Source organism: Leptolyngbya sp. PL-A3 (assembly GCF_039962325.1).
Taxonomy (GTDB): Bacteria; Cyanobacteriota; Cyanobacteriia; order Elainellales; family Elainellaceae; genus Vacuolonema.
In genome coordinates, this window is record NZ_JAMPLB010000001.1 from 243,140 (window position 1) to 256,727 (window position 13,588).

Consider the following 13,588-nt stretch of genomic DNA (forward strand, 5'->3'; position numbering starts at 1 on the left):
TTGCGGGTGGTGATTTGTCTCATCACCCTCAATTTAGGGTTTGCAATGACCTGTTTCACAGACGGGATACTCTGACTCGTAGAGGCGATCGCGCCCTCCAAACCAGTCATAGCGGTTATCGCGCACTTGCTCGTAGACGCGATCGCCCATCCACTTCAATCCTGGCAACCGACGATAGGCCTCCACAAATAGAAACCCCATGGGTAGAATTCGGCCAATTTCCTCAGCAGCGTCACTGCCCTGCCAGCGACGAAACGGCTCATCGGTTTCCAGGAGAATCATGCCCTGTTCACAATCTTTCGGTGTAATGCCCAGGTTTTTCAGGGTTTCCTCCGCTTGCATGGGCACGTATTGAAAGGTTTTGCCCTGGTCGAGTTGTTCTAACAGCTTGACGAGATTTACGCAGAGGTTGCATAACCCGTCGTAGATAACGTAGAAATACTTGCCCATGACCCTCTACAATTTCGGTCTTTCCGTTATTCTAAGCAAGTTTTCCAGCCAGCAGGCTGATACAGCCTCTCTCGTGCCTCCAGACCGGAAGCGGATGTATTCAGTGACGTTAAATGAGGTACATCCCACTTTTGCAGATTGAAAACCCAGTTTTGTTAATGTGGCGGGCGTCGCCCGCCACATTAACAAAACTGGGATGCACCCCGTTAAATGCTTCTAATAGGTTAAACCGCTCATACCCCGGCACCTGGCTCAGAAAAACAACGCTAGAGGTCGAGCGAGGAGAGAGAAACCGGATAATCACTTAACAAATAGGGGCTTGTTCTTAAATTCACTATAAAGTGGCCTCTCAAGCTGATCTCTCCCGTATTACAAACTGTAAGGTTGAAAACATAAGGAATAAGGATAGGTCTAAAGAAGTTGCCTAGACCTCGCGAATCCTGCCTCTTGAGTTCATGGAATTTAGGTTAAGAGAGTAACGTCTTGTACTCTTCTAATCTGGTTCAAGAACTGTGCCTTCTTAAGCCCTATCTATGAATGTGACCTGCAGATAGGTCTTGAGAGAACGGCCTTACCCTTGCATCTCCAACAAAAGCTGTCAGGTTGGCAAGCCGGCCTATCGCCTTCTAAAGCCTCTACCCATCGGTCTTTTTGAAAGCAAATAGGTTTATCCAACAGGAAAAACCTGCTATGTATTCCCGTGCTAGCGATCGGGGTGCTCTCAACTATTACGGCTAATTTACTTGAGCTTACCGTGGTTGCTTATGGCAAAGATTGACGTTTTTAAACCTACTCGTATGCTAAGTGCGAGTAATGCTTCGGATCTCACGTCTTGGATTCGTCAAAAACTGGATGCAGGCTCAAAGCACCTGGTAATAGATATGAGAAATGTCATGTTTATGGACAGTAGCGGGCTAGGAAGCTTAGTTGCTGCTCGTCGCATGGCCTATGAACGTGGAGCTGTACTGGTTTTGACCTCGCTGTATGGACAAGCCCATATGTTGTTGGAATTAGCAGGGGTTGAACGTTTATTTCCCCTATTCTCGACCGTGGATGACTATCGAAGTTCCCTACCGGAAGAAGCCAGCCTTTAGAGAAGGTTGTTCATGCACTTAGTGCAGAAAAATTTACCTTGCAAACTATTCCTCTGGCTTTCAGCTTCATCATTCGCCTGCCTGTTTAAGCGATCTCTGGCTAAGAGCGGCTATCGCAACGCCGCCCAGGATGATAGCCGCTCCTATCCAGACGATCGCTCCTGGGTCTTCCCGAAAGATTAAGAGTCCCAAAATGCTTGAACCAACGGGTTCTGCCAGGATCGTTAGCGTCACGAGAGTCGGCGAAACCCAGCGAACGGCCCAATTCAAACTCGTATGTCCAATCGCTTGAGGAAAGAGCCCAATCAAGGCAATGCAAAGGTAGACCAGGGGTGGGTATCCGGTGTACTTACTGCCTAGCAATAGTGGCAGTGGCAATAACACCAATGCTGCTGTCGTATACGTTAAGACGGCATGACCACTGATATCGAGGCCGCACCGTTGAGCCTCTCGACCCAATAAAAAGTACAGCGTCACAGCCCAGGACCCCACTAACGCTAACACATTACCTAAGGCAGGATTCAACGCCGCTCCACTGGTCCCTGCCCCTCCAAGTCCGACCAGGAGGCTTCCTAGAAGAGCGATCGCAATTCCCAAGGTTAACTGTCGACCCGGTTTCTCCTTAAACCACAACCAGGACAACAACGCCATCCATACGGGATTGGTCGTTACCAATGCTGTCGACGCTGCAATAGAGGTATAAGACAACGACGTAATCCAGCAGGCAAAATGCAGGGCTAGAAATATCCCAGCACCTACAGAAAAACGCCATCCCCGCTTCCAGGCTCCAGGAATGCCTACATTCCGCCAGGCTGGGGCGAATAGGAGGGCCGCAATGGTGAGGCGCGATGCGGATAGAACAAGGCTAAACCCAAAGCCCGTTTCCCCGGATATTTGAAAAGCAAGGCGAATGAAAATTGCCGATGCGGAAACAGCCAGAATTCCGATGGTAACTATTAGCCCAACTTTCCAGGCGGGAGGCGCAGTGGGTGTCATCAATGTCCATCAACTGACAAGTTTTCCTAAGCTACCACACCTGTACTACAGCGCTTTGTGCTTGAATCAGCCACAGTTGTTTTTATGAGAGCCACACGGAGCGCAGCTCTCATAAAAACAATCAGATTTTAAGTGCTTGAAAAGCGCTGTAAGCCAATAAAGAGTGGCATAGGGGCTGCTTCTGATGAGATGCGCCAACAAAAATGTCTCACCTTCGACACATGGCTGCCACACGAGCCCGGTACTTTAAATAAGAGCATCATGCTCCTCACCCAATTAATCCCGGCCAGAAGGCCGGGATTTTGTTTATAGCGTGCGCGTTGATTAGGTACGGTGGTGTGCTTAACGCACTTGCAGATTGCTATATGGGTGGTTGCGTTATGAGAACAAGAGCGCGCAGGTTAAACCCACGCTCTCTTGTCCTCATAACGCGAACCATGGATTTCGGGCTAAACTCCAGGCTTTGCTGCTTACCCTGCCCACGATCGCAGTAACCAACCCACCACAATGCCCAATCCTCCAAACCGCACCACTTGCCAAAAGGTTTCTCGCACCCAACCCCACGAGACGAGTTGGCTTTCCAGCGTGATTTCTAATTCTTCTAAGCGCTGCTGAATCTGGCGAACTTCCTGTTTCATGGCAGGGGTTTTCTCTCGGCGGTAGCTTGCTTGAGCCTGGCGCAATTGGTCTTGCAACTCGGCCTGCTCATCCAGGTCGCGTTTGACCTGAGCATAGCGAGATTTAAATTGTTCAAGCGATCGCTCAATCTCTGCCAGGGTTAGTTCAATATCTGGCTCATGGGAGGTGGGCGCATCATTGGGAGAGTTCATGTAGGCTAAAAGAATAGAAATACGGGTATTTACCCTATTCTGCCCAAAACAGCCCGACAGAATGAAGGGTCTATATCGGTTGACAGCACCCCTCAGGTTCTTCCAATGACACAATCCACCGAAGCCCAACCCCTGATTAGCAACGGTCTAGCAACGGCCGGTCCTGCCGCCCTGGCGGATCTTTCTGACGTTGAACTGGTTCAAGCGCTTGCCGCTCGCCTGGCTATTGGCCCCAACGACTGGCACCGCCTCAAATCTAACCGCAAAGCACGGGCCGCAGAACAAGCGGCGATCGCCCTGGTCTATCTGCTCAAGGATCAACCGGAGGAAGCGCTAGCCCGCTTACAGCAGGCCACCGGTTGGCTTGATCGATCCATTCAGGCTCCGCCCTGCCCTAGCCACGGCACACCCAAAGCCTAATTCCATCAGCCTGGGTTGGGTTAGATTACTCGTCTGCGTCGTTCGCTTTGACTGATGGGCGCGGGGAGGTCAGGGTGAATGGCTGAACCGAGGCTCCCACATTCTGTGCTGGCCCTGACTGAGTTGTCATCGAGTTGTTGGCCGTAACCCCCGAGGTCGGGAGGTTAGCCGCCGAGTGACACAGTAGGGTCAATGCACAGGAGCACAGCGCCAGGGACATCAGATCCAGGCTGCGGGACGAAAACACAGGCGAAGTAGCGGCTACGGCCACAGTGGTGGCAGAAGACCGGGGGTAGTGGCGATCGCGCCGTAACTTCCTCATTGAAACTCAACTCCAAAACGGAACGCTAATACAACAACAATTCAATCCAGGCCAGTCTATCCAAGAAGCGTTTTCTGCTTCTCTACTAGACTACCCAATGAACAAATTTGTTCACGCAGAGCCAACCCATTATGGCGAATGGTGTACCCATTCGTGTGGTTTTTCTCTGCTTCTATCAGAGCAGGTGCTCCATGGCCAGGCTTTATGATACGTCAATGTACGATCGCACCCGTCCCGTCGGAAGTTTTTGGGAAACAACGGTTCCCTCACCGATGGTAGACCCGCCCCTCAGCCATACTCTTCACTGCGATACTGCCATCATCGGGAGTGGTTTTACTGGACTTTCTGCGGCATTGCATCTAGCTGAAGCGGGAGAGCAGGTTTGCATCCTTGAAGCAGGAACTCCCGGTTGGGGTGCCTCTGGTCGCAATGGTGGATTTTGCTGTGTTGGCTCTACCCGTCTTTCAGATGAGGAGTTGTTGCAACGGTTTGGCCGGGACGAAACCTATCGCTTTTTTCAGCACCAGCGGGATGGTGTGGAACTGGTTCGTCACCTGGCGCAGCAGTACAATCTTTCCATTGACGCGCAAGGAAATGGAGAGATTCAGGTGGCTCACCGTCCCTCGCGCCGATCGGCATTGGAGAACCAGTACGCATTCTTTAAAGATGTCGCAGAGTATCCCTGTGTTCTTTGGACGTCTGAGGAGCTGACCGAGAAAGCTCTTCAAATCCCTGAAGGTTATGGTGCTTTATGGCTGGGGGTCGGGTTTGGCCTGAATCCAATGAAATATGTGCAGGGGTTGGCGACGGCTGTCAGGCAGCGGGCGATCGCCCTCTATGCTCACAGCCCTGTCGAAGCCTGGGAGAAAACGGACGCCAAGCATCAATTGCACACGCCTGGAGGAACTGTAGTTGCCCGCCGCGTACTGATTGCGACAAACGGCTATACATCAGAAGCTCTTTTCCCAGCCTTTGAGGGGCGCCTCCTGCCTGTGATGTCCAATATTCTCACTACGCGACCCCTTACCTCAGAGGAATTAGCAGCCCAGGGCTGGCACACAGAAACTCCTGTCTTCAACACGCAGAACTTATTGTTTTACTTCCGGTTATTGGCGGATGGTCGATTTTTGTTTGGTGGGCGTGGGGGAATGGTGGGTTCGCAGGAGGAGAGCGATCGCCGCCGCCACGTTTTAACTCAGCAATTCCGTCGTACGTTCCCTGCCTGGAGCGAGGTTGAAATTACCCATTTCTGGAATGGTTTAGCCTGTACCAGCGCTAACCTTACGCCCCACATTGGCAGCTTTGCAGAAGATCCAAGTGTTTTCTATGCTCTGGCTTATCACGGAAACGGGGTTGCAGCAGCGACCTGGAGTGGGCGGGCGATCGCTCAGATCATGACAGATCAAGCTCAGCTCACTGATTTTTCCGCTGTCTATCGCCAGCCGTTGAAGGCTTTTCCATTACCCGGTTTGCGGATGTGGTATCTGCGATCGCTTTACGCTCTATACACGCTGCAAGATGCTTTACCTTAGTGTTCATTGCTCTTCATAACTTTTTGCCCGTAACCGAATGGAGCTATGAAATGGGATGTGGAACTACGGTTCCACATCCCATTTCATAGCTCCATTCGACACATTGCTGTTTGCCGTTGGTTCGTGATGGCGTCTTTATTGAGTGTTTTTTCCATTACACGCCACACTCAATAAAACGGAGCGAATGGGAGCACTGCTCCCATTCGCTCCGGATGTTCTAGCTGGCGCAACAAAGGTTATATCAAGACTCAGTATTGGTTTTTTATTGCTGAATCTGGTGAAGTTGCTATTCTTTGGAGGGCATCAAAAAAATTGTCCTCCCTGAGCAAAAATCCTTCAAGCCAGTGGTACCTCATGGATACTAACCTTCTCCAGAACCGCGACTATACGTTGATTATTGCCCGTACAGCCGACGAATTTGCTCCTAACCCACCACATTTTTCCGAGCGTTGGAACGCTGCCCTGGAATCTATTGTGATGCTAGCCCAAACCTGCGAAACCTTTGACCCTGATGGAATTACACTCTATGTCGCTTGTCAGGGAAACGAAAGGGATTGCGAGTTTCTCCAGTACGAAAATGTGACCAGTGGAAGTTTGTTATCGGTGATTAAAGATAATTACCCACCTCGCAAAGTACAAATTCAAACCGTACTAAAAGCTGCGTTGGACAGCTACTTTACGCGAAAAACTGCCGGACAAACTCAACCTAATGGCGAGATGCTTGTAATTTTGCTGGATGGGGAGCCCGAAGATCGTATGGCAGTGGCGCGAACCATTCGGGAGGCTACCCACCAGATGGACTCTGATGAGGAACTGGGCATTAGTTTCTTGCAGATTGGGGATAACGCGATCGCTACTGGCTTCCTCACCGCCCTCGATGAAAACCTTCAGGAAGCTGGCGCTGCCTTTGACATCGTTCACACCCGTCACCTGGAAACTATTCAGCCAGAGTCGATTACACAGTTTTTGCTGAATACGTTGAATGAATAAGGCAGAGGGTGATGGGTTCATGGGCGGAAGGCGGGAGGTAGTTTGCCCATGCCCATCTGTGGAGGGGAGGGACATGAACCACCCTAATCTTTCCTAATCTTTACACATAGGTTGATTCCCGCTGCTTAGGACGAGTAGTGCGCCAAGTGAATTCTGAGTTGCAAGCCCGCGCATAACCTTGGCGTGAGGCGCACGTCAAGAAGGGTGTTTTCGAGTACCGCGTAACACGCTGCACTCGAAAACGCCTTTAACCCGAACCCAGGTTCCCTCAAGGCACCGTCCGGATTCCTATCGGTTCGCCCTGAACTCCTTGGTATCTCCGTGTCCTATTAAGAGACAATCAATATTTGTAAAAAAATCAACACGACCCGTTATATCTGAGCTAATAACGGGCAATTCTAGAAGAAGATTCGTCACAGATTATGGCGTTACTCTTACTTCTATTTCGTGATGTTTTCTGGCAGTTCTGAGTTTTGTAATTCTGACTTAAGTTCACAAAAATCTACAGGAAACCACCCCACCCAGGGTTTAATCTACCCCCTAAAGGGAACACTGGAATTGGAAGTTAGAGATGATAGCACGTTGGCGATAGGCTACCGCCTACAATGCCTTCCCGAATGGTTGAAGTATCTACCAAGCACTTTCGAACTTTGCCCTTCGGCATGAATCCTGCACTCCCATGGGATGGATTTAAATAGCCTGTCATTGGGGCGAAAGCACACAACGCATACATAGTTCAGTACAGCTAAGGGATTCCTATGGTGACTGCATCCGATAGCATACTAAAGCTCCGTAACCCTAAAAAACATAACCACTATGGGTTCCGTGACTTCTTTCAATTTGACCCTGACAAGGGCACGATTATGGACTGGAACGGGAGCCAAAACCTCCTGACCACCGAAGACTTTATTATTGGCCTTGTTGAGGGCCTCGAAGAAGAAGTTGGTGACTCCTCTGCCGCCATTATGTACACCATTGGTTGTGAGTGGGGCCAGAAGGATGCTTTCTTTTTCGAGAAGTGGTTTGAGAAAGAATTTGAGCGGAATATTCGCCAAACCAATCTGCTTTTTCTACTAGAAACCTGGTGGTGGCCCTTCACCTCTCAGGGTTGGGGGCGTTGGGAAGTGGACATGGGCGATCGCAAACAAGGCTTCATGTTCATCAACATTTTTGACTCCGCTGTAGCTCGCACGCTGGGAGATGTGGGTAAGCCGGTTTGTTATATCTACGCCGGTTTATTTGCCGGATTCTTCACTGAGCTAGTGAAAAAGCAACTGAGTTGTATTGAAATTCAGTGCTACTCCATGGGCGAAACCTATTGCAAGTTCCTGCTGGGGGGCCAAGACCGGATTGATGCGGCTTCCTTCTGGATGAATGAAGGTGCAACCGCCCGCGACATTGAAAAACGGCTGCGTTCTGGAGAAAGGTTGTCATGAGCAGTGCTACTCTTCTCCATACCAACGGTTCGAAACCTCATATCTCCATGGATGCCTGGCTCCAAACCTCAACCCGGAAGTTTTTCTCCTCCGTCAATTGGGACGATAACCCACCCGAGATTCAAGAGATTAAACAGAAGGTTGCAGAGAACCCCACTGCGGAAGATTTGAGCCGTGATTTGACGGTCGGTCAGTTCTTTGCGGCGGTGAATTGGGATGATGACGCCGCCGTCGCTCCACCTGCTGCCGACAACTTCCTGGCAGAGTTGCTGGAGGAGCCCGCCAATAATTTCACCCTGGATGACTTTTCGGATCTCTTCTAACCCCCTTAGTTATCCAAGTCCTTCACTTTCTTAGAATGAAAACCTATGCACCCACAACTCGAATCCGTTTTTGATGAAGCTGAAAACCGTTATCTGAAGCCTGAAGAACTGAGTGTTCTCAGCCAATATGTATCGTCTCTACCTGAGCGTCTGGATACCTATCGGGTGTTACGCGATCGCGAACTCGACATCATGCAAAAGGTTGCTGATGATCTGGTTGCTGCCATGCCCGGCGAGTCTCAGCCTCGCTTAGAGCGGAGTATCCGCAACGCGTTGCTGGTGTTGCGCTACTGCGCTATGGGTATGTTGCTGGAGGATGAAAGCTTTGTGCAAGGCCGCATTCAAGGCTGGCTCAAAGAATCCATTCAAGCCTACGACACCCCCCAGATTGAAACCCAACTCTACACTCTGCTTGACAAGCATCTAGCTCAGTCTCTGAGTGCGGCTCAAGTGGCTCTGCTGAAGCCGCTGTTAGCCCTGGCTCAAAACACCCTCCTGGGTGCTGCGGAAGAACCCCTCACCGCCTCGGTTCTGGGGTGGTAAGTGCACGACGGTTCACCTCTCCCGGGCAATTGGCCGAGGGCAACCGTCAGAACCATTAGAACTAAGCTGAGAGACTCCTATGATTTCCGTCGCTGATTTATTGGTAAATAACCGAATTCCGGGCAACTATTTCGCCACGGATGCCTATGTTCGCAGTGACCTGGAGATGGGCTTGCTGGAAAACCGTCAGGGCGATCGCCTACTGGCCCTTCCAGAGACACTCATTCAGGCTATTTACTCTGGCTTGGATAGGGAAACTGGACAGGCTTCCCGTTTGGTATTGTTCAATTGCGGCCGTTGGTGGGGTAAAAACCTCTATAGCCGCTTTTGCGAAGAACTGACTGACTATTACGGCACGCCTCTATCAGACATGCCCATGGTGGAATTTATTCAAGCATTGCAGCAGTGCTGGATTACCCACGGTTGGGGCAAGATTGAACTGGATGAATCCCATCAACACCGTGGTTTGCTGGTGGTTAAAATCACCAATTCTCCCTACGCTCGCCTGGCTCCCAAACAGAACCAACCCATGTGCCCCTTAGAAGCAGGGATTTTAGCTTCCTTCTTCAGCCAGCTTGCCGGGCGAGAGCTGCATTGTGTCCAAACGACGTGTGAGTCCATGGGAGCAGATTGTAACCGTTTTATCGTGGGCTTACCCAAACGTCTGGAGCCTGCCGAAACGATGGTCACCAATCTAGAGCACGATGCCATCATTCAACAGCTCTGCAGCTAAGCCATGGGTTTCGGAGATCTCTGTCATAGGTGATCTAGCAGAGATCCCAGCTATAACGTTAAACTACCCCTGTTCAACCGTCCTCACGGTCTAAAGCTGTCGTGTCTACTCCATTGGGATTGCCGGGAAAAGATCTGAGGCGTTCACGTTATCGACTGTTAGGGCTGGTCGGACAGGGGCAATTCGGACGTGTATACTGTGCGGTGCATCGCCGTACCGGGCAGCTTGTAGCCTTAAAAGACCTGGATCACGAGCGCTTTCCAACGCACAAGTTTCTGCGGGAACTGAGGTTCTTGTTGAGCCTGGAACATCCCAATATTGTTACCTGCCACTCCCTGGAGCACACTCGCACCGGACGCTACCTGGTGATGGATTACTGCGAAGGGGGCACACTGCGGGGCTTGATGGAGGAGGACACACGCCTCAGCCTGCCGCAAAGCATTAAGCTCACGATGGATATTCTCTCAGGGTTGGAGCAAGCGCACCAACGGGGGATTGTGCATTGTGACATCAAGCCAGAGAACATTCTGCTGAATTTAGAGCCTCATGGTTGGAAAGCGCGAATTTCTGACTTTGGAATTGCACGGTTGAGCCAGGAAAGCGAAGCTGCGGACCCTCACTCAGGCACCGGCAATACGGGCTCACCGGCCTATATGGCTCCAGAACGGTTCTACGGGCAGTATTCCAAGACTTCAGACTTGTACTCGGTTGGCGTGTTGCTGTTTGAGTTGCTGTCGGGCGATCGCCCCTTCTCAGGTACTCCCGGCGAGCTGATGTCAGCCCATCTGAACAAGCCACTAAAATTTCCAGATGCCATTGCCCCAGTTTGGTATCCGGTCTTGCTGATGGCTCTTCAGAAACTAGTGGCTCGACGCTTCCAGACGGCGGGGGACATGCTGCTCGCGTTGAAACAGGCAGCCGCAGCTGATGGCATTTTGAGTTCGATCGAAAGGCAACCTGTCACAATTCCACTGCTGCAGTCGAACACAGAGCTAACCCCAGCCAGCCTGTCAGAAAATCGTACCGATCGCATTGGGGAGCCCTTTCAGGCGATCGCTCCCCTGCCTGAGCAGAATCAAAAACTGTTTAAGCCCTTTCCGGCACTACTGAAATTATGTGTTGCCAAAGGCAAGGCTCTCAGCATAGAGCAGCGTGAAACGGCTTTAACAGAAAACCCGATTTCTTACCTTTCTCATACGGTTAAGCTGCCAGACCCGATTCGGCAACTGGTGCCTACTTCTGAGGGGTGCTATGCGCTAACCGAGCGGGCGTTTTATCAGATTAATTGGTCATACCGGGCAGACCTTCCCCCTGTGCCACTAACCCATTTGGAGCCAGGGGCGATCGCGGCGTTGTCTCCGCAACAGCAATGGTTGGCGATCGCAGCTCCCCAACCTGATCTGCCGACCTGGCAACTCCGAGTGCTATCTTTGCAATCGGAGAATGTCCCACCTCGCCTGGTTTCAGTACCCTATGCCCAGGCCCAGACCCAGGTTGAACATCTGGTATTTCTCGACGATCGCCACCTGGTCGCCATTTCCCAACGTTCGAAGGCTGAGACGCATTCTTCCTGGATGGATGTATTGGCGCGGCGTGGTAAGCATTTGGGGCGATTTGAACTGCCGATTCAGATGGGGCAGGTGGTTAAAACGGCATTTCCCTATCGGTTGGTGGTGAGCGATCGCCGTGATCCTCAATCTCTCGTGACGATTGATCTAAAACCCTACCGCATCAGCCGATTTGCGCTAGGCATTGTTCCTGAAATTATTGCTGTAGCTCCCTGGGGTTATGTTGTTGCTGATGCCAAGGGACAGGTTTTGATGTTGGATGAGTACGGGCAGCGGGTTGGCCGTATTGATCTGCCCTTTCCAGCAACTGCAATCGTGCCCTTCGATGCCCACGGCCTATTAATTGCCACCTGGAATGAAACCTGGGGCCACTTGCACATCCTTAACCTCAAAACGTTAGATATCCAGTTTTTATTTTGAGGCTTACAGCCCAACCGTTAGCGCAGTCTAGGGGGCGACCTTGCCGCGCAACCATTCATGCAGAAAGTCTAAGATTTGTGGGAATTGTAGTAGACCTCCTGCGTGAATCGTTGCGCGGCTGCACCGCGCAACGATTCACGCTCTCAGAAATCGATTCATGCAGGAGGTCTAGTGTACTGCCACTAGGAAATGTGCGAGGCATAAAGTGCCTCGCACATTTTTTGTGATGGTTAGCCAGCGTTGCTACTTGTCTTGCAAGGGCTCGTGTCCCCAGTTCTTGAGGGAATAGCGCCAGCGAGTGTCTTCAATGTCGCCTGACGGACGTTGGGCGAGGTGACGATGTACGTAGCTGACGACGCGGCGCATCTGATGATAGTCCTCGTCAGAGTAATCGTTGCCTTTATGGCGTAGAAGTTCCACGATGGCTCGCCCTGATTGATGGCCGGTAGATTCGTCGCCTTCATGTTCCTTCCAGCCGACGGATTTGGATTCTTCGGTCTTGAGCCAGGCATCGAGTTCCTTAGCAGACATATTAACCGCCTCGCGGAACTCCCGCAGGGCCGTCTCGTTGTCTGTTGCGGTGTGGTGTGCCATGGTTAATCCTCTGCGATCTTCTTCAACTGCTCGCCTTTGTGGATGGCTTCCTTGCCGCTCTTCTCACTTTCCACCAGATACTCGGGCTTATCCTTAGAGGCTGCAAAGTGATGGTTTTTGAAGTCTGTAGGTTCTGTGATCACTTTCTTGACCACGCCCTGTGATGTGCCGCCGGAGGAATGCCATTCGACGCGATCGCCCTTCTTAAATTTCTCTGTCATAACGATTGCCTCACTTATTACCTGAACCGGGTTCTGTCAGTTGGCGGTGCTGTGCGGCTTTACCCATATCCGGTAGAACCTTGCTCACCGTGCCCTGCACCTTGGTCATCAAGGACCCGGCAATGATGGAATCTTTGCCATCCATCAGCGCTTCAAAACCCTGCTTTGCTACCTGCGCCGGATCGTCTTTATGCTCCGAACCTGCTTTCGTATCATCCATTCCTGCCCGGTGGAAGAAGTTCGTATCCGTTGGTCCTGGCATCAATGACGTGACGGTTACCCCAGTATCCTTCAACTCATTGCGGAGTGCTTCGGCAAAGGAATGGACGAAGGATTTAGACGCGGCATAAACCGCCTCGAAGGGACCGGGCATGATGGAGGCGATCGAGGACGTAAATAAAATACGCCCATGCCCCTGATCCGCCATGTCTTTCACGACCCGCTTGGCGAGGTGAACAGTGGATACGACGTTGAGGTTGATGAGATTGAGTTCATCCTTCAAATCAGTTTCGTGGGCAAATTCGCCACCAACTCCAACCCCAGCATTGAGAGCGATCGCCTCTACCGGTCGGCCTGTTGCTTTGATTTCGCTGTATAGCTTCTCGACGCCATCATAGGTTGCTAGATCTGTCTGCACAGTCTGCACCTGGCCACCAAAGGCTTTACATGCCTCGGCTGCTTTTTCGATGCTAGGCCCTGTGGAGGTGACCACTAAATCGAATCCATTCTGTGCAAATTGTTTGGCTAGCTCGAAACCAATTCCATTGGACGCACCTGTTACGACCGCCAGGGGCCGAGTCTGCGTTGTATTCATGACTGTTAAATCCTGTATAGCGGCTTCACACGTTCCATTCTGGGCGTGTTGTTTGGATGCCACAGAAGTAGTGCCTGAAGGATTGCCTTCAATTGTTCTGATCGTAAAAAGGGTATTCATGGATAACGTCTTTCCAATGACGTATCCTGTAAAATTCAACCTTCTTTTGCTATGGGGCAAGAATTGAAGATGTCATTTCGGATGGTAAAGGGCTTACACTCCAGCATCCGAAATGACTGTAAAAAATGACTGTAAAAAAGGATGGGCAGTATACAGCACCGCCCATCCTTTGAGAAATTGGC

At 51.1% G+C, this 13,588-nt stretch carries 16 protein-coding genes; 9 read left to right on the forward strand and 7 right to left on the reverse strand.

Translation table 11 applies throughout. The annotated features are described in order from the left end of the window. Positions 1–33 precede the first annotated feature (33 nt). Positions 34–450: a DCC1-like thiol-disulfide oxidoreductase family protein gene (locus NDI52_RS00980; protein WP_190775593.1), complete on the reverse strand. Its 417-nt coding sequence runs from the start codon at positions 448–450 to the stop codon at positions 34–36. 764 nt (positions 451–1,214) lie between these two features. On the opposite strand from NDI52_RS00980, the gene NDI52_RS00985 reads away from it, so the two are divergent. Beyond that, the gene (locus NDI52_RS00985) at positions 1,215–1,544 is read left to right on the forward strand and encodes an STAS domain-containing protein (protein WP_190775592.1); all 330 of its coding nucleotides are present in this window, start codon (positions 1,215–1,217) and stop codon (positions 1,542–1,544) included. A gap of 69 nt (positions 1,545–1,613) precedes the next feature. On the opposite strand, the gene NDI52_RS00990 is transcribed toward NDI52_RS00985, so the two are convergent. Together NDI52_RS00990 and NDI52_RS00995 are read right to left on the reverse strand one after the other, a co-directional pair. Next, on the reverse strand, positions 1,614–2,540 hold the full coding sequence (locus NDI52_RS00990) for a DMT family transporter (RefSeq protein WP_190775591.1): 927 nt from the start codon (positions 2,538–2,540) through the stop codon (positions 1,614–1,616). Between the two features lie 470 nt (positions 2,541–3,010). After that, entirely contained in the window at positions 3,011–3,370 is a 360-nt protein-coding gene (locus tag NDI52_RS00995; protein ID WP_190775590.1) for a DUF2203 domain-containing protein, read from the reverse strand. A 105-nt stretch (positions 3,371–3,475) separates the two neighbouring features. Between NDI52_RS00995 and NDI52_RS01000 the strand changes: the two genes are divergently transcribed. Next, positions 3,476–3,790, forward strand: coding sequence for a DUF6439 family protein (locus NDI52_RS01000; RefSeq protein WP_190775589.1), 315 nt, complete (start codon positions 3,476–3,478; stop codon positions 3,788–3,790). A gap of 25 nt (positions 3,791–3,815) precedes the next feature. Here NDI52_RS01000 and NDI52_RS01005 read toward each other — a convergent pair whose 3' ends face one another. Continuing rightward, positions 3,816–4,112 carry a hypothetical protein gene (locus NDI52_RS01005; protein WP_190775588.1) on the reverse strand — a complete coding sequence of 99 codons (297 nt, stop codon included), beginning with the start codon at positions 4,110–4,112 and terminating at the stop codon, positions 3,816–3,818. Between the two features lie 191 nt (positions 4,113–4,303). Between NDI52_RS01005 and NDI52_RS01010 the strand changes: the two genes are divergently transcribed. The 7 genes from NDI52_RS01010 to NDI52_RS01040 all read left to right on the forward strand — a co-directional run bounded on the left by NDI52_RS01010 (position 4,304) and on the right by NDI52_RS01040 (position 11,657). Continuing rightward, a complete protein-coding gene (locus tag NDI52_RS01010; RefSeq protein WP_190775587.1) occupies positions 4,304–5,644 on the forward strand; it encodes an FAD-binding oxidoreductase in 1,341 nt (446 codons plus the stop codon). Positions 5,645–5,998: 354 nt separating this feature from the next. Next, on the forward strand, positions 5,999–6,634 hold the full coding sequence (locus NDI52_RS01015) for a hypothetical protein (protein ID WP_190775586.1): 636 nt from the start codon (positions 5,999–6,001) through the stop codon (positions 6,632–6,634). A 758-nt stretch (positions 6,635–7,392) separates the two neighbouring features. Continuing rightward, positions 7,393–8,070, forward strand: a complete 678-nt coding sequence (locus NDI52_RS01020) for a V4R domain-containing protein (RefSeq protein WP_190775585.1) — start codon at positions 7,393–7,395, stop codon at positions 8,068–8,070. Next, a complete protein-coding gene (locus NDI52_RS01025) occupies positions 8,067–8,393 on the forward strand; it encodes a hypothetical protein (RefSeq protein ID WP_190775584.1) in 327 nt (108 codons plus the stop codon). The genes NDI52_RS01020 and NDI52_RS01025 overlap by 4 nt, the downstream gene beginning before the upstream one ends. A gap of 45 nt (positions 8,394–8,438) precedes the next feature. After that, entirely contained in the window at positions 8,439–8,936 is a 498-nt protein-coding gene (locus NDI52_RS01030) for a hypothetical protein (protein ID WP_190775583.1), read from the forward strand. A gap of 79 nt (positions 8,937–9,015) precedes the next feature. Next, entirely contained in the window at positions 9,016–9,669 is a 654-nt protein-coding gene (locus NDI52_RS01035; protein ID WP_190775582.1) for a V4R domain-containing protein, read from the forward strand. A 101-nt stretch (positions 9,670–9,770) separates the two neighbouring features. Further along, a complete protein-coding gene (locus NDI52_RS01040; RefSeq protein WP_347280012.1) occupies positions 9,771–11,657 on the forward strand; it encodes a serine/threonine-protein kinase in 1,887 nt (628 codons plus the stop codon). 243 nt (positions 11,658–11,900) lie between these two features. On the opposite strand, the gene NDI52_RS01045 is transcribed toward NDI52_RS01040, so the two are convergent. From NDI52_RS01045 to NDI52_RS01055, 3 genes are read right to left on the reverse strand one after another with little or no spacing between them, the layout of a single operon-like run. Continuing rightward, positions 11,901–12,251 (reverse strand): DUF3140 domain-containing protein, encoded by a 351-nt coding sequence (locus NDI52_RS01045; RefSeq protein ID WP_190775581.1) that lies wholly within the window; start codon positions 12,249–12,251, stop codon positions 11,901–11,903. A 2-nt stretch (positions 12,252–12,253) separates the two neighbouring features. Continuing rightward, entirely contained in the window at positions 12,254–12,472 is a 219-nt protein-coding gene (locus NDI52_RS01050; protein WP_190775580.1) for a DUF2945 domain-containing protein, read from the reverse strand. A 10-nt stretch (positions 12,473–12,482) separates the two neighbouring features. Continuing rightward, positions 12,483–13,286 (reverse strand): SDR family NAD(P)-dependent oxidoreductase, encoded by an 804-nt coding sequence (locus NDI52_RS01055; RefSeq protein ID WP_190775616.1) that lies wholly within the window; start codon positions 13,284–13,286, stop codon positions 12,483–12,485. Positions 13,287–13,588: the final 302 nt, after the last annotated feature.